23 protein-coding genes and 1 pseudogene are annotated in these 26,242 nt (G+C 65.3%); 3 read left to right on the top strand and 21 right to left on the bottom strand.

Annotated elements, in window-relative coordinates:
* Window positions 1–14 precede the first annotated feature (14 nt).
* The 4 genes and pseudogenes from OXR00_RS17515 to OXR00_RS17500 form a co-directional block, all read right to left on the bottom strand.
* A pseudogene (locus OXR00_RS17515) lies at window positions 15–575 on the bottom strand (M23 family metallopeptidase); the annotation flags it as partial.
* A gap of 365 nt (window positions 576–940) precedes the next feature.
* On the bottom strand, window positions 941–1,744 hold the full coding sequence (locus OXR00_RS17510; RefSeq protein ID WP_267389514.1) for a ferritin-like domain-containing protein: 804 nt from the start codon (window positions 1,742–1,744) through the stop codon (window positions 941–943).
* Window positions 1,741–2,208, bottom strand: a complete 468-nt coding sequence (locus OXR00_RS17505; RefSeq protein WP_267389513.1) for a peroxiredoxin — start codon at window positions 2,206–2,208, stop codon at window positions 1,741–1,743. The genes OXR00_RS17510 and OXR00_RS17505 overlap by 4 nt, the downstream gene beginning before the upstream one ends.
* Window positions 2,205–4,877, bottom strand: a complete 2,673-nt coding sequence (locus OXR00_RS17500; protein ID WP_267389512.1) for a bifunctional [glutamine synthetase] adenylyltransferase/[glutamine synthetase]-adenylyl-L-tyrosine phosphorylase — start codon at window positions 4,875–4,877, stop codon at window positions 2,205–2,207. Before OXR00_RS17500 ends, OXR00_RS17505 begins: the two co-directional genes overlap by 4 nt.
* Window positions 4,878–4,960: 83 nt before the next feature.
* Here OXR00_RS17500 and OXR00_RS17495 point away from each other — a divergent pair, with 83 nt between their 5' ends.
* On the top strand, window positions 4,961–5,149 hold the full coding sequence (locus OXR00_RS17495) for a hypothetical protein (RefSeq protein WP_267389511.1): 189 nt from the start codon (window positions 4,961–4,963) through the stop codon (window positions 5,147–5,149).
* Here the strand turns inward: OXR00_RS17495 and OXR00_RS17490 are convergent.
* The 3 genes from OXR00_RS17490 to OXR00_RS17480 form a co-directional block, all read right to left on the bottom strand.
* Entirely contained in the window at window positions 5,146–5,793 is a 648-nt protein-coding gene (locus OXR00_RS17490; RefSeq protein WP_267389510.1) for a sigma-70 family RNA polymerase sigma factor, read from the bottom strand. The two genes, OXR00_RS17495 and OXR00_RS17490, sit on opposite strands and share 4 nt — an antisense overlap.
* An 83-nt stretch (window positions 5,794–5,876) precedes the next feature.
* Complete coding sequence (locus tag OXR00_RS17485) at window positions 5,877–6,023, bottom strand: hypothetical protein (RefSeq protein WP_242150965.1); 147 nt, start codon at window positions 6,021–6,023, stop codon at window positions 5,877–5,879.
* A 60-nt stretch (window positions 6,024–6,083) separates the two neighbouring features.
* Window positions 6,084–6,887 carry a response regulator gene (locus OXR00_RS17480; RefSeq protein WP_242150961.1) on the bottom strand — a complete coding sequence of 268 codons (804 nt, stop codon included), beginning with the start codon at window positions 6,885–6,887 and terminating at the stop codon, window positions 6,084–6,086.
* 219 nt (window positions 6,888–7,106) lie between these two features.
* Here OXR00_RS17480 and OXR00_RS17475 point away from each other — a divergent pair, with 219 nt between their 5' ends.
* Window positions 7,107–7,286, top strand: coding sequence for a NepR family anti-sigma factor (locus tag OXR00_RS17475; RefSeq protein ID WP_242150958.1), 180 nt, complete (start codon window positions 7,107–7,109; stop codon window positions 7,284–7,286).
* A gap of 8 nt (window positions 7,287–7,294) precedes the next feature.
* Window positions 7,295–8,884, top strand: coding sequence for a histidine kinase dimerization/phosphoacceptor domain -containing protein (locus OXR00_RS17470; protein WP_267389509.1), 1,590 nt, complete (start codon window positions 7,295–7,297; stop codon window positions 8,882–8,884).
* A gap of 55 nt (window positions 8,885–8,939) precedes the next feature.
* Here the strand turns inward: OXR00_RS17470 and OXR00_RS17465 are convergent, their stop codons facing one another.
* The 14 genes from OXR00_RS17465 to murF all read right to left on the bottom strand — a co-directional run bounded on the left by OXR00_RS17465 (window position 8,940) and on the right by murF (window position 26,120).
* Entirely contained in the window at window positions 8,940–10,118 is a 1,179-nt protein-coding gene (locus OXR00_RS17465; RefSeq protein WP_267389508.1) for a deoxyguanosinetriphosphate triphosphohydrolase, read from the bottom strand.
* Window positions 10,115–12,601, bottom strand: coding sequence for an SPOR domain-containing protein (locus tag OXR00_RS17460; RefSeq protein ID WP_267389507.1), 2,487 nt, complete (start codon window positions 12,599–12,601; stop codon window positions 10,115–10,117). The genes OXR00_RS17465 and OXR00_RS17460 overlap by 4 nt, the downstream gene beginning before the upstream one ends.
* A 202-nt stretch (window positions 12,602–12,803) precedes the next feature.
* On the bottom strand, window positions 12,804–14,285 hold the full coding sequence (ftsZ, locus tag OXR00_RS17455) for a cell division protein FtsZ (protein ID WP_267389506.1): 1,482 nt from the start codon (window positions 14,283–14,285) through the stop codon (window positions 12,804–12,806).
* Window positions 14,286–14,395: 110 nt separating this feature from the next.
* Entirely contained in the window at window positions 14,396–15,658 is a 1,263-nt protein-coding gene (ftsA, locus tag OXR00_RS17450) for a cell division protein FtsA (protein WP_242150943.1), read from the bottom strand.
* A 24-nt stretch (window positions 15,659–15,682) separates the two neighbouring features.
* Complete coding sequence (locus OXR00_RS17445) at window positions 15,683–16,639, bottom strand: cell division protein FtsQ/DivIB (protein ID WP_267389505.1); 957 nt, start codon at window positions 16,637–16,639, stop codon at window positions 15,683–15,685.
* Window positions 16,636–17,565: a D-alanine--D-alanine ligase gene (locus tag OXR00_RS17440; RefSeq protein WP_267389504.1), complete on the bottom strand. Its 930-nt coding sequence runs from the start codon at window positions 17,563–17,565 to the stop codon at window positions 16,636–16,638. Before OXR00_RS17440 ends, OXR00_RS17445 begins: the two co-directional genes overlap by 4 nt.
* Entirely contained in the window at window positions 17,562–18,464 is a 903-nt protein-coding gene (gene murB / locus OXR00_RS17435) for a UDP-N-acetylmuramate dehydrogenase (protein WP_267389533.1), read from the bottom strand. Before murB ends, OXR00_RS17440 begins: the two co-directional genes overlap by 4 nt.
* On the bottom strand, window positions 18,461–18,634 hold the full coding sequence (locus tag OXR00_RS17430) for a hypothetical protein (RefSeq protein ID WP_267389503.1): 174 nt from the start codon (window positions 18,632–18,634) through the stop codon (window positions 18,461–18,463). Before OXR00_RS17430 ends, murB begins: the two co-directional genes overlap by 4 nt.
* Entirely contained in the window at window positions 18,631–20,034 is a 1,404-nt protein-coding gene (gene murC / locus OXR00_RS17425) for a UDP-N-acetylmuramate--L-alanine ligase (protein ID WP_267389502.1), read from the bottom strand. The genes OXR00_RS17430 and murC overlap by 4 nt, the downstream gene beginning before the upstream one ends.
* Entirely contained in the window at window positions 20,031–21,191 is a 1,161-nt protein-coding gene (murG, locus tag OXR00_RS17420; protein WP_267389501.1) for an undecaprenyldiphospho-muramoylpentapeptide beta-N-acetylglucosaminyltransferase, read from the bottom strand. Before murG ends, murC begins: the two co-directional genes overlap by 4 nt.
* Entirely contained in the window at window positions 21,188–22,402 is a 1,215-nt protein-coding gene (locus OXR00_RS17415; RefSeq protein WP_242150922.1) for a putative peptidoglycan glycosyltransferase FtsW, read from the bottom strand. Before OXR00_RS17415 ends, murG begins: the two co-directional genes overlap by 4 nt.
* Window positions 22,399–23,679 (bottom strand): UDP-N-acetylmuramoyl-L-alanine--D-glutamate ligase, encoded by a 1,281-nt coding sequence (gene murD, locus OXR00_RS17410; protein WP_267389500.1) that lies wholly within the window; start codon window positions 23,677–23,679, stop codon window positions 22,399–22,401. Before murD ends, OXR00_RS17415 begins: the two co-directional genes overlap by 4 nt.
* Window positions 23,676–24,746: a phospho-N-acetylmuramoyl-pentapeptide-transferase gene (gene mraY / locus OXR00_RS17405; protein WP_242150915.1), complete on the bottom strand. Its 1,071-nt coding sequence runs from the start codon at window positions 24,744–24,746 to the stop codon at window positions 23,676–23,678. The genes murD and mraY overlap by 4 nt, the downstream gene beginning before the upstream one ends.
* The gene (gene murF / locus OXR00_RS17400; protein WP_267389499.1) at window positions 24,747–26,120 is read right to left on the bottom strand and encodes a UDP-N-acetylmuramoyl-tripeptide--D-alanyl-D-alanine ligase; all 1,374 of its coding nucleotides are present in this window, start codon (window positions 26,118–26,120) and stop codon (window positions 24,747–24,749) included.
* Window positions 26,121–26,242 lie beyond the last annotated feature (122 nt).

Below are 26,242 nucleotides of genomic sequence, written 5' to 3'. Positions count from 1 at the left end.
CCAAACACCATTGATCAATCGGCAGCGTCATCCGCCGCGGGGCCGACGCCGACCGGGATCGTGTGTACCGAACGATCCTGCGCCGCCAGCAGATAGTCGGCGGTCTGGAGGAAGGGCACCGGGTTCACGGCGTGGCCGTCGATGCGAACTTCATAGTGCAGATGCGGCCCGGTTGAGCGTCCTGTCGAACCGATCAACGCGATCAACTGCCCACGATGCACGCGCGTGTGGTCGGCTACGAGGATCTTGGAAAGATGGCCATACCGGGTCTGAATACCTTTGCCGTGATCGATCTCGACCAGATTGCCGTAACCACCGGCACGCTCGGCGCGATCGACAAAGCCGTCTGCGGTTGCGTAGACCGGTGTACCGACCGGGCCGGGGATGTCCACGCCAGCGTGCATCTTCGCGGTGCCGCGAAACGGATCGGAGCGGATGCCGAAGTTGCTGGTAAAGGCGAGATGCTCGACCGGCTGAACCGATGGAATCGCGATCGCGCCCCCCTGGTCGAAGGTGTCGAGCTTCTTCCAGGTCTGGAACAGTGAACGGAACTGCACGTCCGCGCGCGTGTCGGCAGCAGTCGTCGCGCTGTCGGCGGCGTCGAACGCGCTGCCTGCCGCGGCGGAATGGACCGCAGCAACTGCCGCGGCCCCTTCGGCCGCATGCGCAACGCCGCCAGCCAGCATGCAAGAGGCGATGCCAGCGATGCCGGCGACCAGTCCTCGCGCCGTACGGAACGTCGCATGATGATAATCGTTATGACGGATGCAGTCACGATTGGTGAAGAGAGATTGGAGCGCCGAGAAAGACGCACACGATGTAAGCGTGGTTATGTTCATCGGTTCCCAGTGGCCGTTAACGCGCTTGCCGATTACGACGGCACCCGCCCCACGTCCAGATCGCAGCCCCTCCACGCCCGGACGCCTTTTCTTGCCCTTATTTACCAAGCCTGGGCAAGCGGCTGATAATATTCCCGCGTCAGACCGGCAGCATGACGCGCTGAATCGTTGAACGGTGCTTTCAGTTCGCCACGAAAATATTGTGACAGCAGCTTTTTCCAATGCGCGGCCGGAAGCACGCCGGCGCTCGCGCAACCGGATTCGAACCATTTCGTGCCCGTTCGTACGTGCCGAATCTCATCGTCGAAGATCCTCCGCAGGATCGCGGCGGTTGCTCGGTCGCCAGCGGCATCTGCACGCGCGATCATATCCGGCGTCACGTCGAGGCCCCGCGCCTCCAGCACCATCGGCACGATCGCCAGCCGGGCAAGCGCATCGCCGGCGGTGTCCGCCGCCGACTCCCACAAGCCGTCGTGCGCCGGTAGCGCTCCGTAGCGGCTGTCGAAAGCACGCAGGCGCCGCTCGACCAAGGCGAAGTGCATCGCTTCGTCGGCCCCAACCGAAAGCCAGTCACTGGTAAACTCCGGCGCGAACTGCGCGCCGAACCGCCCGGCCATGTCGAACGCGAGGTCGATTGCGATGAACTCGATGTGCGCGAGCGCGTGCAACAGCGCGACGCGTCCGCGCAACGAACCACCCTTGCCACGCCTGGGCATATGGGTCGGCGGCAGCAATTGCGGTTCGGCCGGTCGCGCAGGACGATCCGGCATGGCGCTGCCATCGACCGGGCCGAACGCGCCCCGCCGCCAGCCGCGTGCAACGGCGCGGGCGCGCATCACCTTGGCGGTCGGTTCCGCGGTTTCGAGTACGTCGCGGATCGCGGCTGAAACGCTTGGCAACGTCACGCCAGCGATTTTGCCGCTGCCAGGACCTGCTCGGCATGACCTGCGACGCGAACCTTGCCCCAGCGCCGCGCGAGCGTGCCATCCGCGGCGAACAGGAAAGTTGAGCGCTCGACACCCATGTAGGTGCGTCCGTACATGCTCTTTTCGATCCACACGCCGAATGCTTCCATGACCACATGATCCTCATCGCTGGCGAGCGGTACCGTGAGATCGTATTTGGTAGTGAACTTGGCGTGCTTGGCCGGCGTGTCGGGTGATACGCCCAGCACCGCGACCCCCGCCGTCGCGAAGTCAGCCGCTAGCGCACTGAAATCCTGCGCTTCGCGCGTGCAGCCCGTCGTGTCGTCCTTGGAGTAGAAGTACAGCACGAACGGCTTGCCGACGAAGCTGCGCAGCGAAACTTTCGCGCCGTCCGCGCCTGCAAGTTCCAGATCGGGAAGTGCTTCGCCCTCTGCAATCGTCATATCCGGTCTCCTGTCGCGACTGCCACCAGAAAGTCGACGACCTCCTGCCGTGTCGCGGCGAGCGAGGCAACCACGCCGTCCCAATCGGCCATGCCGAGCGCGCCGGCAATCAGGCGCTGCGTGGGCGCCGGCGGAATCGCGGCATCAGGCGCGACCAACCGCAGCGTGACAAGCAAACCCGTCAGCAACGCCTCGGCATCGCCGAGCGTCGGCGGCGCCAGTCCGGCCGCCGCCAGCGCGCCGATCGCCTCGCTTAAATTGGCGGAAAAGCCGGCCAAGCAGGTCAGTTGGCGAACGTGGACGGCGAACTCCAGATCGACGAGACCGCCCGGCAGCAATTTGGCATCGAGCGGGCCAGCGGGCGGCTTGTGCTTCGCCATGTCGGCACGCATCGTCATCGCATCCGCAACGATGTCGCGCTGCGGTCTCTCCCCGCGCAGGACCGCGTCGATCACCGACTGCACCTCGGCCCGCGCGCGTGCGGAGCCGAACACCGGCCGCGCGCGGGTCAGCGCCATGTGTTCCCACGTCCACGCGCTCTCGCGCTGATACCGCGAGAACCCGTCGAGCGAGACGCTGAGCGGCCCTTGCGTACCTGAGGGGCGCAGACGCGTGTCGATCTCGTAAAGCGGGCCGGATGCGGTTGGCGCGGACAAGGCGCCGGTGATCCGCTGCGCGAGCCGGTTGTAATACAGTACCGCGCCGAGCGGCTTCCTGCCGTCCGAATCCAGGCGGTAATCGCCCGTAAAAAGGTAGATCAGGTCGAGATCGGATGCATGGGTCAACGCCGCGCCGCCAAATCGCCCAAGCGCAAGGATGACCAGTTCGCTGTCCGGCACACTGCCATGCACAGCGACGAACTCGCTTACCGTCGCCGCCGCCAGCACCTCCGTCGCGGCCTCCGCCACCCGCGCATAACCCGCCGCGACAGCGAGTGGATCGCTGGCCGCGGCAACGATCTGCGTGCCGAGCGCAAACCGTTTCTCTCCAACGATACGGCGAACATGGTCGAGCTGCGCCTGATAATCCTGCCCGCCATGCATCTCCGCAGCCAGCGCCGCAACGTCGCCAACCGGGCCCAGCGCGGTTGCATCAATCAGCCCGTCGAACAATTCGGGCCGACGCGCGAGCGCCTGTGCCAGCGTCTCGGCGTGGCTCAGGATCAGCGCGAGCAGCCGCGCCAGCGCCGGCCGCGCCTGCAACAGTCGGAAGAAGTTGATCGCGCTCGACAGGTGCGACAACATACTGTCCAGCCGGGCAACCGCAGTACCCGGATCGGGCGCCTGCCCCAGTGCCTCGATCAGGCCGGGAAGCACCGCCTCCAGCGCGGACCGCGCCGCCTCGCTGCGCAGCGCGGGATAGATGCCGGCACGCCATTGCCCGATCGCACGCGCGGCGCCCGACGGATCGGCAAATCCCGCTGCGGCAAGTTGCGCGGCGAGATGTTCGGCGCTGAACGACATGGCGGCGCCCTCCGCCGGATCGAGCGCATCGTAGATCGCCCCGACACGCTCGACGTGCGGTCGCAACAGAGCGAGCAGCGCCGCACCGTCGTCCAGCCCATGCAACTGCGCGAGCGAGTCGAGCGCCGCACCCTCTGGCAGTCGGTGCGTCTGCCGGTCCTCAACCATCTGCACGCGATGCTCGATCGTGCGCAGCAGCGTATAGGCTTGGCTCAGCGCCGCTGCCTCGTTGGCACCGATCCAACCTGCCGCAGCCAGCGCGGCAAGCGCGTCGCGTGTGGCGGGCGCGCGTACCGACACATCCCGCCCACCGTGAATCAACTGGTGGATCTGCGCGAAGAATTCGATCTCGCGGATGCCGCCGCGCCCCCGCTTCAGGTCATAGCCCGGGCCAAACGCCTGCCCGTGCGCATGATGATCGCGGATGCGCCGCGAGATGCCACGGATTTCCCCGATCGCGCCAAAATCGAGCGCACGCCGCCAGATGAAGGGTTGGATCGCGGCAAGGAACCGCTTGCCCAACCCGAGATCGCCCGCCGCCGCCCGCGCGCGAATAAAGGCAGCGCGTTCCCACGGCAGCGCCAGCGATTCGTAATAGGAGATTGCCGCATCCACGGGCAGCGCGATCGGAGTCGCCTCCGGCGAAGGCCGCAGCCGCAGATCGACACGTAAGACATAGCCGTCACCGTCACGATTCTGGAGGATCTCGACAACGCGTCGTGCGATCCGCACCGCCGCCTCGGCGACATCCTCACGAGGACGGCACGGTAGCGTCGCGGGATCGAAGATCAGGATCGGATCGATATCCGACGAGTAATTAAGTTCGTGGCTACCCTGCTTGCCGAGCGCGATCGCCGCAAAACCGCGTGGCTCGACATCGGGCGTACGTTCCGCGATCGCCGTCCGTATCGCAGCATCCAGCGCGTGGTCAGCAAACGTCGACAATATCGAGGTCACATCGGTAAGGTCGTAGGCACCGGCAAGATCGCCGATCGCAACACTCAGCGCGAGCCGCCGCCGCGCCAGCCGCAACTGCGTCGGCACGGGCATGGTTGCTTCCCCGTCCTCGCGCACAAAGGGCAGCGGCAAGCGACCGGCCGCGAAGACATCCGCCAGCTCTGTCTCTCGCTGCAACGCCAGTTGGAGGAATGGCGCGTGCGCACGGGCCTGCTCAAGTGCAGCGTGAATGGAAGATGGATTGACCATTGGTGAGATCATCGGCGCGACATCGGCTTGAGTTGTTTCGCCACTGTAAGCAACAAAAGCCCAGTTGGACGGTTCTAGTCTTTATGTCGATCAACTTAACCTCAAGCGCCGACAGCGCCACAGGGCAAAGCTTTTCAGTGGCCGCCCCGCGCCGCAGCGACACCATCGCCACTGCGCTCTGCTGCGCGTACGCAACACCTGTCGACGATCAGGATTTTGATATTCTGCTAGCGATGATCGACCGCGAGACGCAAGAATTTCGCCCGAGCTAGTCCCGGTCCCGATCGCGGCTTAGATCGTCGACTTCACCCATGATGGTGTCGAGTGCGGTCATGCCAGGCTCATTGCTGTGCGTGCGCCGTGACGGCAGACTGTTGTCGCTCATCAGCGATTCCAACGCGACTCGCCCGCGCGCAACGCGACTCTTGATCGTGCCGACCGCGACACCGCAAATCTCTGCAGCTTCCTCGTAGGCGAAACCGCCTGCCCCCACTAGGATCAACGCTTCACGCTGCGGCTGCGGCAGGTGCAACAAGGCACGTTGCATATCGCCAAGCTCGACGTGACGATCCTGGCTCGCCGGAGCGGCAAGGATCCGATCCGCCACAAGGTCGTCCCACTCGCCTTTGAAGCGCGCACGTCGCATTTGCGACAGGTAAAGGTTGCGCAGGATGATGAAGGTCCATGCGCGCATATTGGTGCCGGCCTGGAATCGCTGACGCGCCGCCCAAGCCTTCATCAACGTCTCCTGCACAAGATCGTCGGCGAGATCGCGACTTCCCGACAGCGAACGACCAAATGCACGCAGATGTGGGATCACCTGAGCGAGCTGCGCCTTAAACTCCGTATCGGAGAGGGCAACATGCTCCACTGCGGCAGCAACTTCCTCGTCATCCGTATCGCGCGCGTCGCTCATCAATATCCGTTTCTATTCCCGATACACTACATGGTGAGCGGGGAGTGCAAAGTCCATCCGGACGCCGGCAAAGGGCAACCGGTTCAGCGCATACCTATGGCAAGCAGTACCGCGAACAGGATCACTATCACGACCAACGAAACCCCCAGCACGTAGCGCGTGACATGGGGTGTCGCGCCGCTCCGCGCCTCGGTTCCGCTAACTTCGGTGGTGTCTTCTGGATCAGCCATACGGGTTCCAACCTACGAAAACCGTTTTGGCTCCGTACCGGTTGGAACCCATGAAAATAATCAGGCCGGTACGGTCGTGGAATCGAAGAACAGCGCCTGACTGATCGCCGCTTTCACCGTGGATCGCTGGAACGGTTTGGTGATGAGGAACGTCGGCTCAGGACGCTCGCCTGTCAGCAGACGTTCCGGGAATGCCGTAATGAAGATCACGGGTACCGAGAATTCCGCGAGAATGTCCTTCACCGCGTCGATGCCCGAACTGTCATCCGCAAGCTGGATGTCGGCGAGAACCAGACCTGGCCGATCCTCCATCGCAAGCGCCACCGCCTCGTCACGGGTGACAGCGACACCGGTCACTTCATGGCCGAGATCGCGCACGATCGTTTCGATGTCCATCGCGATGATCGGCTCGTCCTCGATAATGAGGACACGACTGCGCGTCTGCTTCTCAATCTCGACCAGCGCCTCGGCGACGAGCGCCTCCACTTCATCGTGGTCCACGTCGATCAGATAGGCCGCATCCTCGGGCGTGAAGCCTTCCATTGCCGTCAGCAACAGCGCCTGACGCGACAGCGGCGTCATCCGCGCCAGCCGCGCACGCGCGATCGCTTCGGCATCGGCAGCGGGATCGATGCTCGATTCGTCCGCAGTCTCATCAAAGTTCGCCGAGGTCCAGATCGCCTGGAACATCCGGTACAGGCCAAGCCGCGGATCGACCTCACGCGGGAATTCGTTAGGCGCCGCTACGATCGCCTCGAGCGTAGCCCGGACGTAGCGGTCGCCCTGCGTCTGGCTACCGGTGAGTGCACGGCCATACCGCCGAAGAAAGGGAAGATGCGGTGCAAGCTGTTGTCCTAGCGACATGACCTTTGGGGTCCTCCGTGAGAAAGCGCCGCCCATTCCTGGAAGCGGACGGTCGCCAATGCAATGCGATTTGGTCGAAAAACAACGGCGGTGGTTTTTCGCATCGCAGGTGGAACAATCGAAGCGCTCTTTAGTTTCATTGCGGCTACACGACGTGTAATCAGCACCGCTTCCATCCGGATCCCCGGGTGGATATGTTTAAAATCCCGGCGATGCCGGATGCCGAAGGGGACGACATTGCGTTCGGGCGACGAGTCTTCAAAAAAACCGCCGAGCGTGCGTGCGAAGGTCCAAAGCAAGGATCGCGACATGGGCGCGGCCCTTCGTACCGTCTATCAAAAGACGGTTGACGAGACCGTCCCGTCCGAGATGCTTGATCTCCTCGGCAAGCTCGACTGAGCGTCGACATGGATCAGACTCTGGACGCGTCTGCGGCCAGTCGGTCTCAGCAGCGTAGTCTCGCCGCGCGCATGCCCACCGGTGCCAAGGTCTTCTTGATCCTGAGCACCGCGCTGCTGCCATTGGCGATCATCGCGCTCTTCGCGTCGTTCCGCACGACCCAGATCGCCGATGAGGGCGCGCGCGCCGCGTTGCGCATTGCTTCGGCGGAAAGCGCGCGAAAGATCGGCATCGAACTGATCGGCGACATGACCGCGTTGCGGGTCGCGCTGAACGCACTTGACGCTGATAAGGCGGATGCGCCGAGTTGCGCACGTGCGCAGGGTGTTTTCGCACCGCAGGCGGCGAGCGGATCACAGTTTGCGATTTCCGACGAAGCTGGTCGGCTGATCTGCGGCACACCCTTGCCGTCGAGCTTGGCGGTCGCGCCGTCCGGCAAATCCTCGATTACCACCCGTGTCATCTCTGGGCGTGGTGTAACGCTCGCTATCCGGGGTGCCAGCGGCCAGACACAAGCCGAGGCATTCTTTCCTGTCGGTTTCCTTGCCAAGACCGCGAAACCAAGCGAATTCGCTCCTGATTACGAGGCGCAACTGCTGGGCGGAGACGACGCGCTGACGTTGTTTGATCTGCCGCCACGTGAGGTGCTTGAGCGGAGAGGCACATTGCGGATCGGTCTTGGGCTTGGTGATCTCACCTTGCAGACGCGGGCCCGCAGCGCGCCGATTACCTCGCCGGTATTGATCGCGATGCTACTGCCGATCGTGATGTGGGCCGCGGCCGCCAGCATCGCATGGTTTATCGTCGATCGGCTGCTGATCCGGCCGCTCCGTCGCTTGAATGCCAGCGTCGCCGCGTTCACACCCGGCGAGGAAATCAATCCGGGCGCCATCACCTCGCTGCCGGCACAGGAGATACGCGAGCTTGGCGATACCTTCCGTGCTATCAGCCGGACCGTCGTAGAGCATGAAGCGGGGCTCGCCGAGGGCCTTGTCCGCCAGACCAAGCTGACGCGCGAAGTGCATCACCGGGTCAAGAACAACCTGCAGGTGATCTCCAGCCTCATCAACTTCCACGCGCGCGGCGCGCGTAGTGCCGAGGCGAGCGCGGCCTATGCCTCGATCCAGCGCCGTGTCGATGCGCTGGCCGTGGTACATCGCCACCATTTCGCCGAGCTCGAGGTAAACCGCGGGCTAGCGCTACGCTCTGTGCTGGGGGACCTTGCATCGAACATTCGCGCAACAGCGCCAGAGGGTTCCGCCAAACTCAGCATCGCACTCGATATCGCACCGGTGCTCGCGACTCAGGATATTGCGATAGCGGTATCGTTCCTCACTACCGAGATCATCGAATTGTCGATGACGTCGAACCCATCGGCTCCGATCCGCATCACGGTCAGAGATGGCGAGACACCGGACCGGGCAGTATTGCGCGTTGTTTCGCCCGGGCTGATCCAGACCGATGATCTGCAGGTGCTGGTCGAGGAACGCTATGGTCGCGTGATCGAAGGCTTGTCGCGGCAACTGCGCTCAAAGCTGCATTACGATCCGTTCGTCGGCGCGTACGAGATCGCACTGGCGATCACCGGGCGGGATTGACGACAACCCTTCGCGGCCCGGTTCGCATGTTGCCCGGAATGATGCGGCTAAACCCTCAAAACCCTTCAGGAAGATCAATCGCCCCGACGCACTCTCGGTAGCGTGTCACCGCGTAGCGGTCGGTCATGCCGGCGATGAAATCGGCGATATGGCGGCTGCGCCATGGTTCGTCCGCTGGCAGGCGCATTGCCCATTCTGTCGGCATTCGCGCGGGATCGTCGCGATAGGCGGCGAACAGCCCGGAGATAATGCCCTCCGCCACCCGCGCCGCCTCCAACTGGACCGGATGATAATAAAGATTGGCGTACATGAAGCGCTTCAGCGCACGCTCCTCATCACGCATGGTCTGCGAGAAAGTGGCCAGGCACTGCCCTGCCGCCCGCACGTCGGCTGCGCTCTCGATGCGATATTCCGCCACGAGACGCTGCGTCTCCGCGATCAGATCATTGACCATCACGCCGATCTGGCTGCGGATCAACTCTCCGGTCAGTCGCGAGGGCGCGATCCCCGCAAACCGTGCGCACGCCCCTGCCCAGCCGCGCGCGACCAACGGCACCTCAAGCAACTGATCCAGCGTCAGCAATCCGGCACGCAGCCCATCGTCGATATCGTGATTATCGTAAGCGATGTCATCAGCGATCGCGGCGACCTGCGCCTCCAATGATGACCATTGCGTCAAATCCAACGGGAAGGTCGCATCGGCTTCGGCCAGCGCCCAGCCCGGCCTGACGATCGGCCCGTTATGCTTGGCGAGTCCCTCCAGCGTTTCCCAACCAAGGTTCAGCCCCGGCCAACAGGGATACGGGCTGTCGATCACCATCAGAGCGCGCAGCGTGTTGCCGTTATGATCGAACCCGCCGGCATGAGCGAGCGCGGCTTGCAGCGCGCTCTCGCCGGCATGGCCGAAGGGCGGATGGCCGATGTCATGCGCCAGCGCTAGCGCCTCGGTCAGATCCTCGTTGAGGCCAAGCGCGCGCGCGATCGTCCGCGCGATCTGCGCAACCTCCAGGCTATGCGTCAGCCGGACCCGGAAATGGTCGCCATCCGGCGCCATGAACACCTGCGTCTTGTGCCGCAGCCGCCGGAAGCTGATCGAGTGGATGATGCGATCGCGGTCACGCTGGAACGCATCGCGCGGCCCGCGCAGATCACCGCCCGCCTCCGGGTAGAGGCGGCCTCGGCTGGCGGCAGGATCGGCGGCAAGGAAGGCGAGCGGTCCTGGAACGCGCGTCATTTTGTCGGCAACTTGCTGACCTTCTGCCCGGCGTCGCTGGTGAACAGGAAACCGGACAACCCCTGCTTGGCCAATTTGTTAACATAGGCCTGCGCCTCGGACTCGCTCGCGAACGGACCGGTCAGGATGCGGTTTGTCGCTCGTAGCGGCGTGGAATAGCCCTGCCGGTTCTTGAACATTGCCGGCTGATCGCCACGCAGCTTGTTCCACTGCTTGGGCAGATCATTCTCGTTCGCGCCACCGGACACCTGTACCCAGATGCGCGACGGCTCAAGCACCTTGGGGTCCTTCTTCTTGGCGTCGGCCGTTTTCTTGGCATCAGCCGCCTTCTTCGCGTCTGCCTTCTTGCTGGCGAGCTTGCCCGACTTCTTGGTGTCGGGCTCGGCGTCTGCATCGTCTACTGCCGTGTTGCCCTTGCCAGTCTTCTTCTTCGTGTCTGCGGCCTTCTTGGTCTCTGGCTCGGCGTCCGTATCGACGCCCTTCTTGGTGACGGTTTTCTTGTCGCCCGGCTTCTTCGCGCCAGCTTTTTTGGCATCGACAGCATCATCCTCGTCAGCGAGCTTTTTCGCGTCGAGCGTTTTTTTGTCCGCGCCTCTCTTTGTTTCCGCAGCCTTCCTGTCGAGAACCGGCTCCACCTTGGTCTTGGTGACCACCGGTTTCGCTTCGCTTGGCCGGTTCGGCTCCGCCTTGTTGCTTGGTTCCGGCGTTGGGCGATGACGGGGTTCCGCTGCCGAAGGCGGCGATATTGCAGCGACCTCCACCGGCGCGGGAAGAGGTGCTGGAGCACGTTCGACCGGCGCAACGCCGAGTTCGGCACCGGGAACACCAATCTTAGCAACAATACCCTTGAGCGCCGCATCCTCGCTACTGGCCCTGACGACGGCCGTCGGCACCGCAGCCGCTGGCGATGCAGAAGCAAGCGAAGTCGGCGTACTCGCGGCCGGAGTGGTCGCGGCGTACCGCGACGGGCTAACGCTTTCCGTTCGGGTCGCCAGCGCCTCGGGCGATCTCGCCACCGGTGACACCGCCACCGCCTGCGGCGCCGGACCTACGGAGGAAAACCCCGGTGCCGGTGCCATCACGCGCTGCATCGGGGCCGCCGTTTCGACCCGCGTCGCGGTCTCGGCGGGTGGCGACGCAGGCGAAACCGGTGCCGCGCTATATGGGGTTATCGGCGTGACGGACTGCGTCGGCCAGCGCGTCTGCGCCACCGCTGTCGAGGGCAGTGGTTGCGACTGGAGCGGGGCCAGCGGCATCACCCGTCCGCCGCCCGGCTGAACCGGCTGATAGACAGGCGCAACCTGCCGCTGTGGTGCGACCGCAGCCGACGCGGGCATTCCCGGCTGCGCGTACGAGGTCGAGGCTGCGGCTGCGGCTGCGGCACGGTTCGCCTGTGCCGCCGGACTGTAACTCGGCGCCGATGCCCGTGCGCCCGGCAGTTGCTGCACGTAGAAGTTGGTCGCAACCGGCGCTGCAGGGCTCCGCGCGCCACCCGCCGACCCGACATAGGCTGGCGGAGCGGGCAGCGACATGGCCACCGGTGGCGCAACAGCCTGCACTGCGACTTCGACGCGATCACGCCGCCCGTGCTTACGCTTTGCCGCCTTCTCGACCTTTGCGACTTCGGCGCGGGCCGGCTTCGCGCGCGCCTGCGCAGCGGCAGCGAGTTCTCGCGCATCCGGATCGACGCCGAGTGCCGGCAGTTGCGGAACCATCCGTGCGTCCGCGAGGCGCTGCGGCGAGGCCCGCACCTCGCCGAAATGTACCGCAAAGGCGCGATCGACCGGAGACAGCGTCGGCAGACGATCAAAGAAAGGTTGCAGCCCCTGCGACATGCCGGCGGGCATCATCGTCGTCGCAATCTGCTCGGCATCGACGCGATTGCCGCTCATCGCGAGGATGAAGGCGCGCGCGCGCCACGCGCCGCGATCGCTCTTGCGCAACAGCGGATCGAGCAGCGCCAGCGCCTCCTCGCGCTTGCCCGAGATGCCGAGCGACAACGCATAGCGGCGCGTGGTCTCGTCGTTCGGCCCACTCTTCAGCGCCAGGCGATAGTCACGCTGCGCCCGCTCCTGTTCACCGATCAGATCATAGGCAAGCCCGCGATCTGCCGCGAAACTGCTGACGCGCGCGCCATAGCTTTCGGCCTGCGCGAAGCGACGCAGCGCCTCGCCCGGTCGCTCGGACTGCACCAGCAACTGCCCGAACCCCGCGTTGACACGCCCGTTGCGCGGATCGATCCGCTCGGCACGTGCGAAGAAGGCGGCGGCGGCGGTCGGGTCTTCAAGCCTCAGCGCGAGTTCGCCCGCGCGGATCAGCGCGTTGAGATCGGAAGGATTGGCCGCAAGCGCGCGCACCTGATCGGCAAGTGCATCGGCGTCGCCCGGCGGCGTGGTCTGCGGCAACGGCTGGACAAATTGCGCGGCCAGCGGTGCCGTCGGCGCAAGCGCCAGAATGAGCGAGAGGGTGACGAGCGGTCGCATCGCGGCTGTGCCTAGTTTCGTTTTCACGTGGGTTGAACCACCTACTTCGTTCGCACCGGTGCGGATCACGAACGATCGGGAAGAGCCCCGGTTGAGTCAGGCCGAACCTAGACAGAAAGCGGCGTGAACGAAACTCCCTTGCGACCGTCCGACGCAGGCGGACGACACGGCACGCCCGCTACCGGGCGTGCCGTGTTTCGTATCACTGGTTGTTCTGGCGATGCAGGAAGCGTGGGATTTCGACCGCGTCCTTGTCAGCAGCGGCCTCGTCTTCGCGCGCGGCACCACGCGACACGCTCGACATCCGCTCGAACAAAGTACCGCCCAGCTTCACGCGCGGTGCCGGCGGGGTCGGTTCGGCTGGAGCGGCCTCGGGCGCGCTGCCCGATGACAGCCAACGACGGCGCCCTGGCGCTTCCGCTGCGGGTTCGGCAGCCGCATCGCCGTATCCGACCGGCAAAGCAGCCGGGGCGGGCGCCATTTGCGTGTCACTGCCCAGCACGAGTTCATCGGGTTCGGCTGGTGCTGCGGGTGCGGTCGCCGCAACGGTCGCCGTTGGAGCGGGCGCAGGCGCAGGCACAGCCTCCGCGCGCGGTGCCGGTGCCGGCTCCGGCGCGGCGACAGGCGCCGGCTCGGCAGCCTGCGTCGGCTCAGCCGGACGGTTGGAGCCAAAGCTGAACGACCGTGACGGGGTCGGCGCAGGCGGCGCGGTCTGCACTTCCGCCTCGATCCCGGTGGCGACCACCGACACGCGAATCTTGCCTTCGAGATCCGGATTGAACGCCGAACCCCAGATGATGTTTGCATCCTCATCGACCAGCTCGCGGATGTGATTCGCGGCCTCATCGACTTCGAGCAGGCGCATGTCGTCACCGCCGGTGATCGAGACGATCACGCCCTTGGCGCCCTTCATGCTCACGCCGTCGAGCAATGGGTTGGCGATCGCCTTCGACGCCGCTTCGATCGCGCGATTGTCACCCTCGGCCTCGCCGGTGCCCATCATCGCCTTGCCCATCTCCTGCATCACCGAACGCACGTCGGCGAAATCGAGGTTGATGAGGCCGGGCATCACCATCAGATCGGTGATGCCGCGCACGCCCTGCTGAAGCACTTCGTCCGCCATCTCGAACGCCTGCTTGAACGTGGTGTTCGCATTGGCGACCAGGAACAGGTTCTGGTTGGGGATGACGATCAGCGTATCGACGTACTTCTGAAGCTCCTCAATACCCGCATCGGCGCTCTTGGCGCGACGGTTACCCTCGAACGCGAACGGCTTGGTGACGACGCCGACGGTGAGGATACCCATTTCACGAGCCGCCTTGGCGATGACCGGTGCCGCACCCGTGCCGGTGCCGCCGCCCATGCCGGCGGCGATGAAGCACATATGCGCGCCCTGGAGCATCTTGGCGACCTGGTCGATCGTTTCCTCAGCCGCGGCGCGACCGATTTCCGGCCGCGAACCCGCGCCGAGTCCCTGCGTGATCTTCGCGCCAAGCTGGATCTTGGTGTTCGCGGTCGACTGCTTCAGCGCCTGCGAATCAGTGTTCGCGACGAAGAAGTCGACACCCTGCACGTCCGCGCGCATCATGTTGGCGATGGCGTTGCCGCCCGCGCCGCCGACGCCGATCACGGCGATACGCGGGGTAAGTTCGTCCACTTCGGGCGCAAGAAATTCGATGCTCATATACTGGTCTCCTGCGCGCCCCCCAGATACCCGGCACGCTCACGCTTAACTATCTTGCACCATCACCTGCCGGCGTTCCAGCCCGAATGATGCGGCGGTGTCGTAAATCCTCAATAATTCGCCCGCGCCGCCGCCATCATCCGGCGGAAGATCGCCAAGCCCTTGGGCCGGTGGACCATCTGATGGCTGCGCGACAGCGCGCGCAGATCGACCGGGTCGGATGCGGCGTAGAACGCCAGACCCGCCAGCGTCGCAAACGCCGGCCCCGAATGCGCCTCCGGCAGCGCCGACAGCCCGCGCGGACGGCCGACCCGCACCGAACGACCGAGCGCAGCCTGAGCGTAATCGGCAATGCCGTTCAGCTCCGCGCCGCCGCCGGTCAGCACCACCTGGCGCCCGACCGGCCCTTCGAACTTGAGCTCGACCAATGCCTTACGCACTTCGCCGATGAGATGATCGAGCCGCTGGCGGATCACGCCGATCAACTGCGCGCGGGTGATGCGGCTGCCGTCACCAACCCCGTCCTCCGCCGAGATCGGCGCGACGTCGATCATTTCGTGATTGTCGCGCGGGGACGCGTTGGCCGAGCCGTGGAAGCACTTCATCCGCTCCGCCTGCGCACGCCGCGTGCCGAATGCGGAGGCGATATCGTCGGTAATGTCGGCGGCACCGATCGGGATCGAGGTCAGCCCGACCAGCATCCCGCCCGCGAACAGCGACACGTTGGTGATGCCCGCGCCCAGTTCGACCAGCGCGACGCCAAGCTCACGCTCTTCGTCGGACAGGCACGCCATGCCGGTCGCCACCGGGGACGCAATGATCGACTTCACCTCGAGATGCGCGTTCGCCACGCACAACCCGAGGTTGCGCACCGGCGAACCGTCCGCGGCGACGACATGGATGTGCACGCCAAGCCGATCGGCATGAAGGCCGAGCGGCCGCTTTACTCCGGTGAGGCCATCGAGCGTGTAGAGTGCCGGCTGCGCATGCAGCACGATGCGCCCGGCCGGATCAATCGAGTCACGACCGGCCTGCAACAAGGCGTCGATGTCGGTCTGCTCGACCCGGTGGCCACCAAGCTCGAACTCTACCGAGGCGACATCGGACACCAGCCCGCCCGCCGAGAAGCTGACCCAAACGTTCTCGATATTGGTGCCGGCGATCCGCTCGGCCTGCTCGACCGCTTCGCGCACAGCCGCTTCGGTGGCGGCGGCGTCGGCGATATAGCCGCGCTTGACGCCACGGCTCTCGCGCTGGCCGGTGCCGAGCACGATCAACTCGCCGCCATCACCCTTCTGCGCGATCATCGCCGAGACCTTCGACGAGCCGATATCGAGCGCGGTAATCAGTCCTTCCGGTGCCATCTTCGCCATGCGCGTTACCCCTGTTGCCCGTCTCTAGCCTTGCGCCGCCAGGCGCGCGGATTGTTGTGCCTGCGTGTTCGCCGGCTTCAGTTTGGCGGGCTGCGCGATCGCGGGCGTGGGCACGGTCCCGCCGGCGATGTCGCCCGGTTTGCGCGCGACCAACCGCGACGGATCGCGCATGTCGAACCCGACCCAGCCCTTGCCGAGCAGCGGCTGCACACCGTCCATCTGCGCGAACTTCACCAGCGCACGCGAAGCCATATCGTCGCCCTCCGGCAGTTCCAGCGTCTCGCCACTATCAAAGGTGAGGTTCCAGCGCCGGTTGCCGACCCACGTCGCTGCCTTGACCTGTGGGCGCAGCGCCGGCGCGGCGGCAAGCAGACGATCATAGGATTCCTGCTGCTCATTGGCATGATCCCCGACGACCAGCGGCAGATCCGGCATCGCATCCGCCGATACCGGCTCCAGAAAGGTGCCGTTCGCCGCGATCAGCGCAAGCTGGCCGTTGTTCTGCCACACCGCCGCTGGGGTGCGCTCGACGATCTGCACGAGGAGCGTGTCGGGCAGCCGCCGCGATACGTGCGCGTCTTCAATCCAACCGCTGTGCGCGACCAGCCGCTCGCGCGTTTGCTCGAGGTCGACCAGCGGCATCGCGAGGGACGGCTGATCGAGCGCGATCTTGTAGATGGTGTTCTGATCCATCCGCGACAGGCCGGTGATCTGCACGTTGTTCACGCGGAAACCCGCCTCGCCGACGCCCTCGCCCACCGCCGTGCCGATCGCACCCGGGATGCCCATCCACACACCGATCGCGAGCACGCCCGCACAGACCGCGCCGACGATCGTCCACGTCGCGATCTTCGTCAGCGTCGCTTCGCTGAACGGTAGCGCGGCGATGGCGCGATCGATGACCGATGTCTTTGCCGCCTTGCGACGCTTCTGCTGGACCGGGCGGCGGGGCGTGCCGCGCTTGATCGTCTTGCTGGTCATGGCTCGGCTAGTGCCTCATCCACGATCGCCTGCACCAGATCGGCATAGCTCATGCCGAGGTGCCGCGCCTGTTCCGGCACGAGGCTGAGCGGCGTCATACCAGGCTGGGTGTTCACCTCGAGCAGGAACAGCCCGTCGATGCCGCGCTCGTCATCCCAGCGGAAATCCGATCGCGACGCGCCCTTGCAGCCCAGCACACGGTGCGCGTCGAGCGCGATACGCTTGCACGCCTCGGCGATGTCATCGGGGATCTGCGCGGGACAAACATGCTCGGTCAGGCCATCAGTGTATTTCGCATCGAAATCGTACCAGCCGTTCCTGGGCTTCAACTCGGTCACACCAAGCGCCTGGCCGCCCAATACCGCTGTCGTGAGCTCGCGCCCCCGAATGTAGGGCTCGGCCAGCAACTCGTCGAACTCGCTCCACGGCCCCGCCACGTCGCGACCGATCGGGCTGCCGTAATTGCCCTCGGCGGTGACGATCGCCACCCCAACCGACGACCCCTCGTTGACCGGTTTGAGTACGTACGGGCGCGGTAGCGGATCGCCCTCGTACAGCGTCTCCGACTTGACGATGCGACCGCCCGGCATCGGAATACCGGCGGGCACCAGCAGCAATTTGGTCAGTTGCTTGTCGATCGCGATCACCGAAGTGGCAAGGCCGCTGTGCGTGTATCTCAGCCGCATCAGATCGAGCATGCCCTGCACCGATCCGTCTTCACCGGGGGTGCCGTGCAGCGCGTTGAACACGATGTCGGGCTTGGCGGCAGCCAGCCGACCGGCAACGTCATGCCCCATGTCGATCCGCGTCACCCGGTGGCCACGCGATTCGAGCGCGTCGGCCACACCCTTGCCGCTCATCAACGACACTTCGCGCTCGGACGACCAGCCGCCCATCAAGACGGCGATGTGAAGCGGCGCACTCACTTCGCGGACCCTATGCGCTGGATTTCCCACTCCAGCGTCACGCCCGAATGTGCCTTCACCCGCTCGATCACGTCATCCCCCAAGGCTTCGATATCGCCACTCGTCGCATCACCGAGGTTCAGCAGAAAGTTGCAGTGTTTCTCGCTGACCTGCGCGTCACCACGGGTCAGCCCGCGACACCCAGCCGCATCGACCAGCTCCCACGCCTTGTGACCAGCCGGATTCTTGAAGGTCGAGCCACCCGTCTTGGAGCGCAGCGGCTGCGATGCCTCACGCGCGGCGGCGATGCGCAGCATCTCGCCCTGGATCACCGCCGTCTGCTCCGGGCGGCCGCGGAACGTCGCGCTCACCACGATCGCACCTTCGGGCAAGTCGCTGTGCCGGTAGGTATAGCCGAGATCATCGAGCGACAGCGTGACGCGCTCGCCCGAGCGTAACACCACCTCGCAATCGACCAGAATGTCCTTCACCTCACGACCGTACGCGCCGCCGTTCATCCGCACGAACCCGCCGACCGTGCCGGGGATCGAGCGCAGGAACTCGATGCCGCCGATGCCTGCATCGCGGGCTTTCGACGAGACGAGGATACCAGATGCGCCGCCACCGCAGCGTAGCGTCGTAGCGTCGATCGGCTCGACGCCGGCGAACACCTTGCCGAGCCGCACCACCACACCGGGGAAGCCGCCATCGCGTACGATCAGGTTGGAGCCCAGTCCAAGCGCCATCACCGGCACGGCCGGGTCGAGACCGGCGAGGAACACGCAAAGGTCATCCGCATCGGCCGGTTCGAACAGCCAGTCCGCCGCTCCACCCGTTTTGAACCACACCAGCGGTGCCAGTGGCGCGCGCTCCGTCAATCGGCCGCGCACCTCGGGCAAGGCGAGCGCCGCGCGGATCACAGCCAAACGTTCCAGACCCGCACCCACGCCGTCATCGCCGCCAGGTTCGCGTCGGCGATCTCGCGGCTGGCATCGCCGACCGTCGCACGCAGATCGGCCGCCGACGCACGCTGTGCGTCGAGCATCTCCTTCTGGAGCTTCAGCGAATGGGTGAACAGATCATTCGTCATCTTAACGCTTCGATAGCAGGTGCGAGTCCCGCCGCCCACTTCGTAATATCCCCGGCCCCCAAGCACACCACCATGTCGCCAGGCTGCACCACGCCGGCGAGCGTCGTCGCCAGCGCATCGGCATCAGCGACCGTCGCGGCGGAGCGGTGGCCGCGGCGCTGCAGCCCCTCGACCAAGGCCTGGGCATCGACACCTTCGACCGGGGCCTCGCCGGCCGCATACACCGGCGCGACATACACCATGTCGGCATCGTTGAATGCGCCCTGGAACTCCTCCATCAGATTGCCGAGCCGCGAGAAGCGATGCGGCTGCACCACCGCGATCACGCGGTTCTCCACGCCTTCGCGCGCGGCGGCGAGCACCGCGCGGATCTCAACCGGGTGATGACCGTAGTCGTCGATCACCGTCACGCCGCCGGTTTCGCCGACCTTGGTGAAGCGTCGCTTCACGCCGTGGAACTTGGCGAAACCTTGCTGGATGGTCGCATCGTCGATGCCGAGTTCCAGCGCCACGCCGATCGCGGCGAGCGCGTTCTGCACGTTGTGCCGACCCGGCATCGGCAGTTCGATCCCCTCGATCGAACGGGTGGTCCCGTCACGCTGACGTACGATCGTCTCGAAGCGATTGCCGCCCGGGATCGGCTGTACGTTGACGCCGCGCACATCCGCCTGCGTCGAGAAACCATAGGTGACGACGCGCCGATCCCGCACGCGCGGCAGGATGCCCTGCACCTCAGGGTGATCGAGGCACAGCAGCGCCGCGCCGTAGAAGGGCACGTTCTCGACGAACTCGACGAACGCATCCTTGACCTTGTCGAACGAACCGTAGTGATCGAGATGCTCGGGGTCGATGTTGGTCACCACCGCAATAGTGCCGTCGAGCCGCAGGAAACTGCCGTCGCTCTCGTCCGCCTCCACCACCATCCAGTCGCTCGCGCCCAGTCGCGCGTTCGAGCCGTAACTGTTGATGATGCCGCCGTTGATGACGGTCGGATCGACGCCACCGGCATCAAGCAACGCCGCCACCATCGAGGTGGTGGTGGTCTTGCCGTGGGTGCCCGCCACCGCGACGGTGGATTTCAGCCGCATCAGCTCGGCGAGCATTTCCGCCCGGCGCACCACCGGCACGCGGTTGGCGAGCGCCGCTTCGACCTCGGGGTTACCGCGCTTGATCGCGGTGGAGGTGACGATCACCGCCGCGTCGCCTAGGTTCTCCGCCTTGTGGCCGATCGCGACCGGAATGCCTTTCGCGCGCAAGCCCTCCACCACATAGCCTTCGGCCACGTCCGAACCCTGCACGTTATACCCGAGGTTCTTCATCACCTCGGCGATGCCGGACATGCCGATGCCGCCGATGCCGACGAAGTGGATCGTGCCGATGTCGGTTGCGACACCCCTCATGCCATAGCTGCCTTGTTCCGGAATTTGACGGGCAGCGGCACGCCGATCGGCAACTCCCCCTTCGTTTCGCCCAGGCTCTCGACCAGATCGGCGAGATCACGCGCCGCATCGGGCCGGCCACAGCCGCGCGCACGCGTCGCCGCATTCTGGAGCGCTTCGGGATCGAGACCGAGCCGCTGCATCTGCTTGGCGAGTTCCGGCGCGGTGAAGCTGCGCTGGTCGATCGTGCGCGCACCACCCGCCATAGTCATCTCGCGTGCGTTGACGGTCTGATGGTCGTCGGTCGCGCTCGGCAGCGGGACGAGGATGGCGGGGCGGCCGGCGCAGGTCAGTTCGGACAGCGTCGAGGCGCCGGCGCGCGCGATCACCAGATGCGACCACGCCAGATGCTCGGGCAGATCGGGAAGGTACGTGGCAAGGTCGGCGGCGATATCGAGTTCCTTGTACTTGGCGCGACACGCCTCGATATCCTCGACCCGCGCTTGATGCGTCACCTGCAAGCGACGGCGGAACGCGACCGGCAACATCGACAACCCATCCGGCACCACCTTGCTCAGCACGCTCGCGCCCTGGCTGCCGCCGGTCACCAGCACACGGAAGATGCCGTCTTCCTCCAATAGGGGATATGGTTTGGCGCGGATCGCGATGACCGAGTCGCGTACCGGATTGCCGACCAGACGGGTCTTGTCGTTCAGCGCCGGCTTGAGCCGCTCGACCTTGGCGTAGGATGTGGCGATCGCATTGACCTTGCCCGCCACCAGCCGGTTGACGCGACCCAGCACCGCATTCTGTTCGTGGATCGCAGTCGGGATCTTCTGGTTGAAGGCCGCCAGCAGCGCGGGCAACGCGGGGTAACCGCCAAAGCCGATCACCGCCGCAGGGCGAAAGGTCTTGTAGAGTTCCACCGCCATCGCGCGGCCGCGCCACATCTCACGCGCCGCGCGTACGTAGCCGAGCGGACCACCGCCCAGCCGCCCGGCCGGCAGGATATGCGTCTGGATGCCCTCGAACAGATCGGGAAAGCGCACGCCACGCTCGTCGCTGACCAGCGCGACGTAATGGCCGCGCCGGATCAGTTCTGCCGCGAGCGCGGCGGCGGGGACCATGTGGCCGCCCGTACCGCCCGCAGCGAGGACGAAGTGACGGGGTTTGCTCATACGCCGCTCCATTTGGCGATATAGGGGGATCGCAACACGAACGGATTGCGCCGCGTGAACGCCAGCAGCAAGCCCATTCCCGCCGACAGCGCCACCAGCGACGATCCGCCATAGCTGATGAACGGCAACGTCATCCCCTTCGACGGGGCGAGCCCGGTATTGACCGCCATCGAGATCAGCGCCTGCACCCCGAACTGGGTCGCGAGGCCGGCGGCGGCGAACAGGCGAAACTCGTCGACCTCGTCGAGCAGTTTTACAAACACGCGTACCACGATCGCGAAGAAGATCAGCGCGATGATCATGCACGCGATCAGCCCGAACTCCTCGCCGATCACCGAAAAGATGTAATCGGTATGCCCCTCGGGCAGACGGAACTTCATGGTGCCGCCGGCAGGCCCGGTGCCACGCCACCCGCCGTGGGTGATGGTCGCGCGCGCGGCGTTGGTCTGGAAATGGTCCGACGCGCCCTCGCCCTCCACGTCCGGGAACAGGAAGGCGTTGATACGTTTCTGCGCGGTCGAATAGAAGAAATAGGCCGACACCAGGCCGGCGGGGGCGAGCGCGATCAGCCCGAGGATCACCTTGGTCGATGTGCCGGAAATCATCAGCAGCGCGAACCACACGCTTACGAACACGATCGTCTGGCCGAAATCGGGCTGCATCATCAGCAGCGCGCCGACCAGCGCCGTCATCGCCCCGGTGATGAACACCACCGGCAACGCATCGTCCTGCGCCCTCATCGACAGGATCCACGCCACCGTGACGATAAAGAAGGGCTTCAGGAACTCCGACGGCTGGAGCAGCGAGATGCCGAGGTTGAGCCAGCGCGTCGCACCGTTCTTGGACACGCCGATAAACGGTACCGCCGCCAGCGCCACCACGAACAGCACCGCGCCAAACAAGGCGAGCCGACGCGCCACCGATACCGGCAGCATCGAGATGAGCAGCATCACGGGAATCGACACGCTGACCCAGGCGATCTGCCACCATAGGTAATAGAGCGGCTGAATATGGTGCCGCTCGTCCGAATAGCGCTGCGCCGCCGACGGCGACGCCGAACCGACCGCGATCACCCCGACGCCGATCAGCAGCAGCACCAGCAGCAGCAGCACCCGGTCGATATCCCAGAACCACATGCCCAACCACGACCGGTCGGAGCGGCCGCCGCTGCCCTGCATGCGCTTCCACATGGATGGACGCTTCGCGCTCATGCCAGCGCCTCCACGAGCGAACGGAACGTGTCGCCACGCTGCTCGAAATCACGGAACTGGTCGAACGAGGCGCAGGCCGGAGACAGCAGCACGGTATCGCCCGGCCGCGCCTGACGCGCGGCGCTGGCGACGGCGGCGGCGAGCGTGTGCGCCTCCTCGACCGGCATATCGGCGCGGAGCAAGCCGGCGAACGCCGCGGTGGCATCGCCGATCGTATAGGCGCGAACGACATGGCCGAATTGCGGGCGACACGCTTCGAGGTCGCCGCCCTTGGCTTTGCCGCCGACGATCCAGTGGACGCGATCGAACGCGGCGAGCGCCGGGGCAACGCTCTCCGGATTGGTCGCTTTGCTATCGTTGACGAACACCACACCGCTCCGCTCGCCGACCCGCTCCATGCGGTGCGGCAGGCCGGTGAAGCTGGCCAACCCCGCCTCGATCGCCTCGGCCGAGACGCCGAGCACCTCGCATGTGGCGATCGCGGCGAGCGCGTTCTGTGCGTTGTGCGGGCCCTGCAGCGCTGGCCAGCGCGACTGGTCGAGACCGGCAGCGGCGATCTTGGTGACCCGCTCCGGCGGCAGGCTGCGCGCGATCTCGGCCGAAGCCGTATCGCCGATGCCAATCACGGCGACGTGACCCTCGGTTTGCATCGTAAACAGCCGCGCCTTGGACGCAGCATAGCCCGCGAAATTATTATACCGATCGAGGTGGTCCGGCGTGATGTTGAGCAGCACCGCGACCTCGCAATCGAGTTTCTCGGTCAGGTCGATCTGATAGCTCGAGAGTTCGAGCACATACACGCCCCCCTCCGGCAGCGGTTCCTGCGCCAAAATCGGCAGACCGATGTTGCCACCCATCAGGCTCGGGATGCCGGCGGATCGCAAGATGTGATGAACGAGTGCGGTCGTGGTCGATTTGCCATTCGTTCCGGTGACACCGACCACTTTAGCCGCCGGCAACGAGGCTCTAGCCTGCGCGAAAAGCTCGATATCGCCGATGATCGGCACGTCTGCCGCACGCGCCTGCGCTGCGACCGGATGCCGGTTTAGCGGCACCCCCGGCGACACGACCAGCGCATCGAACCCGTTCAGGTCGATCGTTTCCGGATCGGCAAATGTCACCCCGGCACCTGCTAACGCCGCTCGCCTAGTAGCGTCCGCATCCCACGCCACCACGTCCGCGCCACCGGGGAGCAACGCGCGCACGCTCGCGACGCCGGAACGGGCAAGTCCCAGCACAGCGTAGCGTCTGCCGCGCCAGGCGGGGCTGAAAATCACCGCAATTTCAACGTCGAAAGGCCGGCCAGCGCCAGCACCAGCGCGATGATCCAGAAACGGATCACGACGGTCGCCTCGGCCCAGCCAAGTTGCTCGAAATGGTGGTGAATCGGCGCCATGCGGAACACGCGCTTGCCCGTGCGCTTGTAGACGGCAACCTGGATGATGACAGACAGCGCCTCCACCACGAACAGCCCGCCAATGATGCCGAGCACGATCTCGTGATGCGCAGTCACCGCAATCGCGCCTAACGCGCCGCCAAGCGCCAAGCTGCCGGTATCGCCCATGAAGACGGCGGCTGGCGGCGCGTTGAACCACAGGAAGGCAAGTCCCGCGCCGACGATTCCGCCACAGAAAATCGCGAGTTCACCAGCGCCCGGCACATGCGGGATGCCGAGATACGTCGCGAACTTGAAGTTACCGGCAAGATACACGATCAGCATGAAGCTGACGGCGGCGATGATCACCGGCATGGTCGCAAGTCCATCAAGCCCATCGGTCAGGTTCACCGCATTGCCGAACGCCACGATCGTGAACGCCGCGAACAGAATGTAGAAGTAGCCAAGATCGATCGAAATGCCGGTGACGAACGGCAAATACAGATGTGTGCCGTTCTGGTGCACGATCATCGCGCTGGCGATAATGGCGATTACGAATTCACCCAACAATCGCACGCGTCCGGATACGCCAGCGGTACTCGCTTTGCGCACCTTGTCGTAATCATCGAGGAAGCCGATCGCGGCGAACCCCAATGTCACGAACGTACACGCCCATACGAACGGGTTGGTCAGGTCCATCCACAACAGCACCGACAGCGTCAGACTGGTCAGGATCATCAGCCCGCCCATCGTCGGCGTGCCGCGCTTGGCGAGATGCGTCTGCGGACCATCAGCGCGGATCGGCTGGCCCTTGCCCTGCCGCACGCGCAACCACCCGATGAAGCGCGGGCCAATCAGCAAACCAAGGAACAGCGCTGTCGCCACCGCCGCACCCGTCCTGAAACTCTGGTAGCGGACCAGGTTGAACAGGCCGTGGAAATGGAACAGCTCGGCGATGAAGTAGAACATTTACCCAATCCCGCTGCGCAAGGCCGCGACCACCGCCGACAACCCCACGCCGTTCGAGCCCTTGATGAGAACCGCGTCGCCTGCCGCGAGCAGCGCCCGCAGCCGCTCTCGTGCCGCTGCGGCGTCGGCCACATGGACGAAATCGCCCTGCCCCTCAAGCACGTTCGCGAGCGGCGCCATGGATTTACCGACCAGAATGCCCGCTTCGACGCCCGCCGCGCGGAGCGGCTCGGCCAGCGCGGCGTGGTACGCGTCGCTGTCATCGCCAAGCTCCCGCATTTCGCCAAGAACCACCAGCTTACGCGCGGTTTTCTCTTGCCCGAGCACCGCAAGCGTTGCGCGCATCGACGCCGGATTGGCATTGTAGCTTTCGTCGATCACCAGCGCCTCGCCGCCGCCGCGCCGTACCGTAAAGCGCGCGCCTCGCCCGGCGAGACCTTCGAGTTCGGCCAAGGCAAGGCCGGCAAGCGCGAGATCGCCACCGGCCGCGCGCACGGCGGCCAACACCGCCAGCGTGTTCGACACCCAGTGCGCGCCGGCTTGACTGATCGTGTAGCTGACCTCCCGATCGTCGAGCCGCGCCGTTACGAAAGTGCCGCCTGACGACACCGGCATCGCCTCGATCGCACGCACGTCGGCGCCCACCCCCGAACCAAAGGTAACGACTTGCCCGGCATAGGGGGTGGCGGCGGCGATCAACCGATCGCGATGCGGACTGTCGAACGGCACGATAGCGGTGCCACCCGGCTCCAGCCCCTGGAAGATCTCGCCCTTCGCGTCGGCGATCGCTTCTTCGCCCGAGAAGAACGCGGTGTGTGCCGGCGCGATCGTCGTCACCAGGGCGATATGGGGCCGGACGATGCGGGTCAGTGCGGCGAGTTCGCCGGCATGGTTCATGCCCATTTCGAACACGCCGAAGCGGGTGTCCGCAGGCATCCGCGCGAGGCTGAGCGGAACGCCTGTGTGATTGTTATAGCTCTTGACCGAACGATGCGCCTGCCCACGCGCACCCCGTTCCAGCGCGGCGAACAATGCCTCCTTGGTGCCGGTCTTGCCGACCGAGCCGGTGACGCCGATGATCTTCGCCTGCGTTCGCGCGCGGGACGCGCGGGCAAGCGCATCCAGTGCGGTGGCGGTGTCCTCGACAAGGATGTGCGGGTAGTCTGTCGCGACGCTGACCAGCGCACCCGCTGCGCCTTGTGCGAAGCATTGATCGAGGAAGCGGTGCCCGTCGGTCGCCTCTCCCTTCAAGGCGACGAACAGGTCGCGCTGACCAACCTCACGGGAATCGAATGCGATGCCCGAAACGGCAAAGTCCGCGGAGGCGCTGCCGCCGGTCGCCGCCGCGATGTCCGAAGATGTCCAAAGGCTCATGCAGATGGTCCGACGATGAAGTGCTTCCCCGCAGAGTTCGGGGTGTGATGGCAGAAACGCTCGTAGCGCGGTGCAGCCGGCGTGTCCGCGTTTTTCGGGATGGAGGTACAGGGGTCGCCGGC

The sequence above is a fragment of the Sphingomonas sp. GC_Shp_3 genome (genome assembly GCF_026540945.1).
In the GTDB taxonomy this organism is placed as follows: Bacteria; Pseudomonadota; Alphaproteobacteria; order Sphingomonadales; family Sphingomonadaceae; genus Sphingomonas.
The sequence above is the reverse complement of the archived record's forward strand: the minus strand, read 5'-3'. Positions and strand labels throughout refer to the sequence as shown.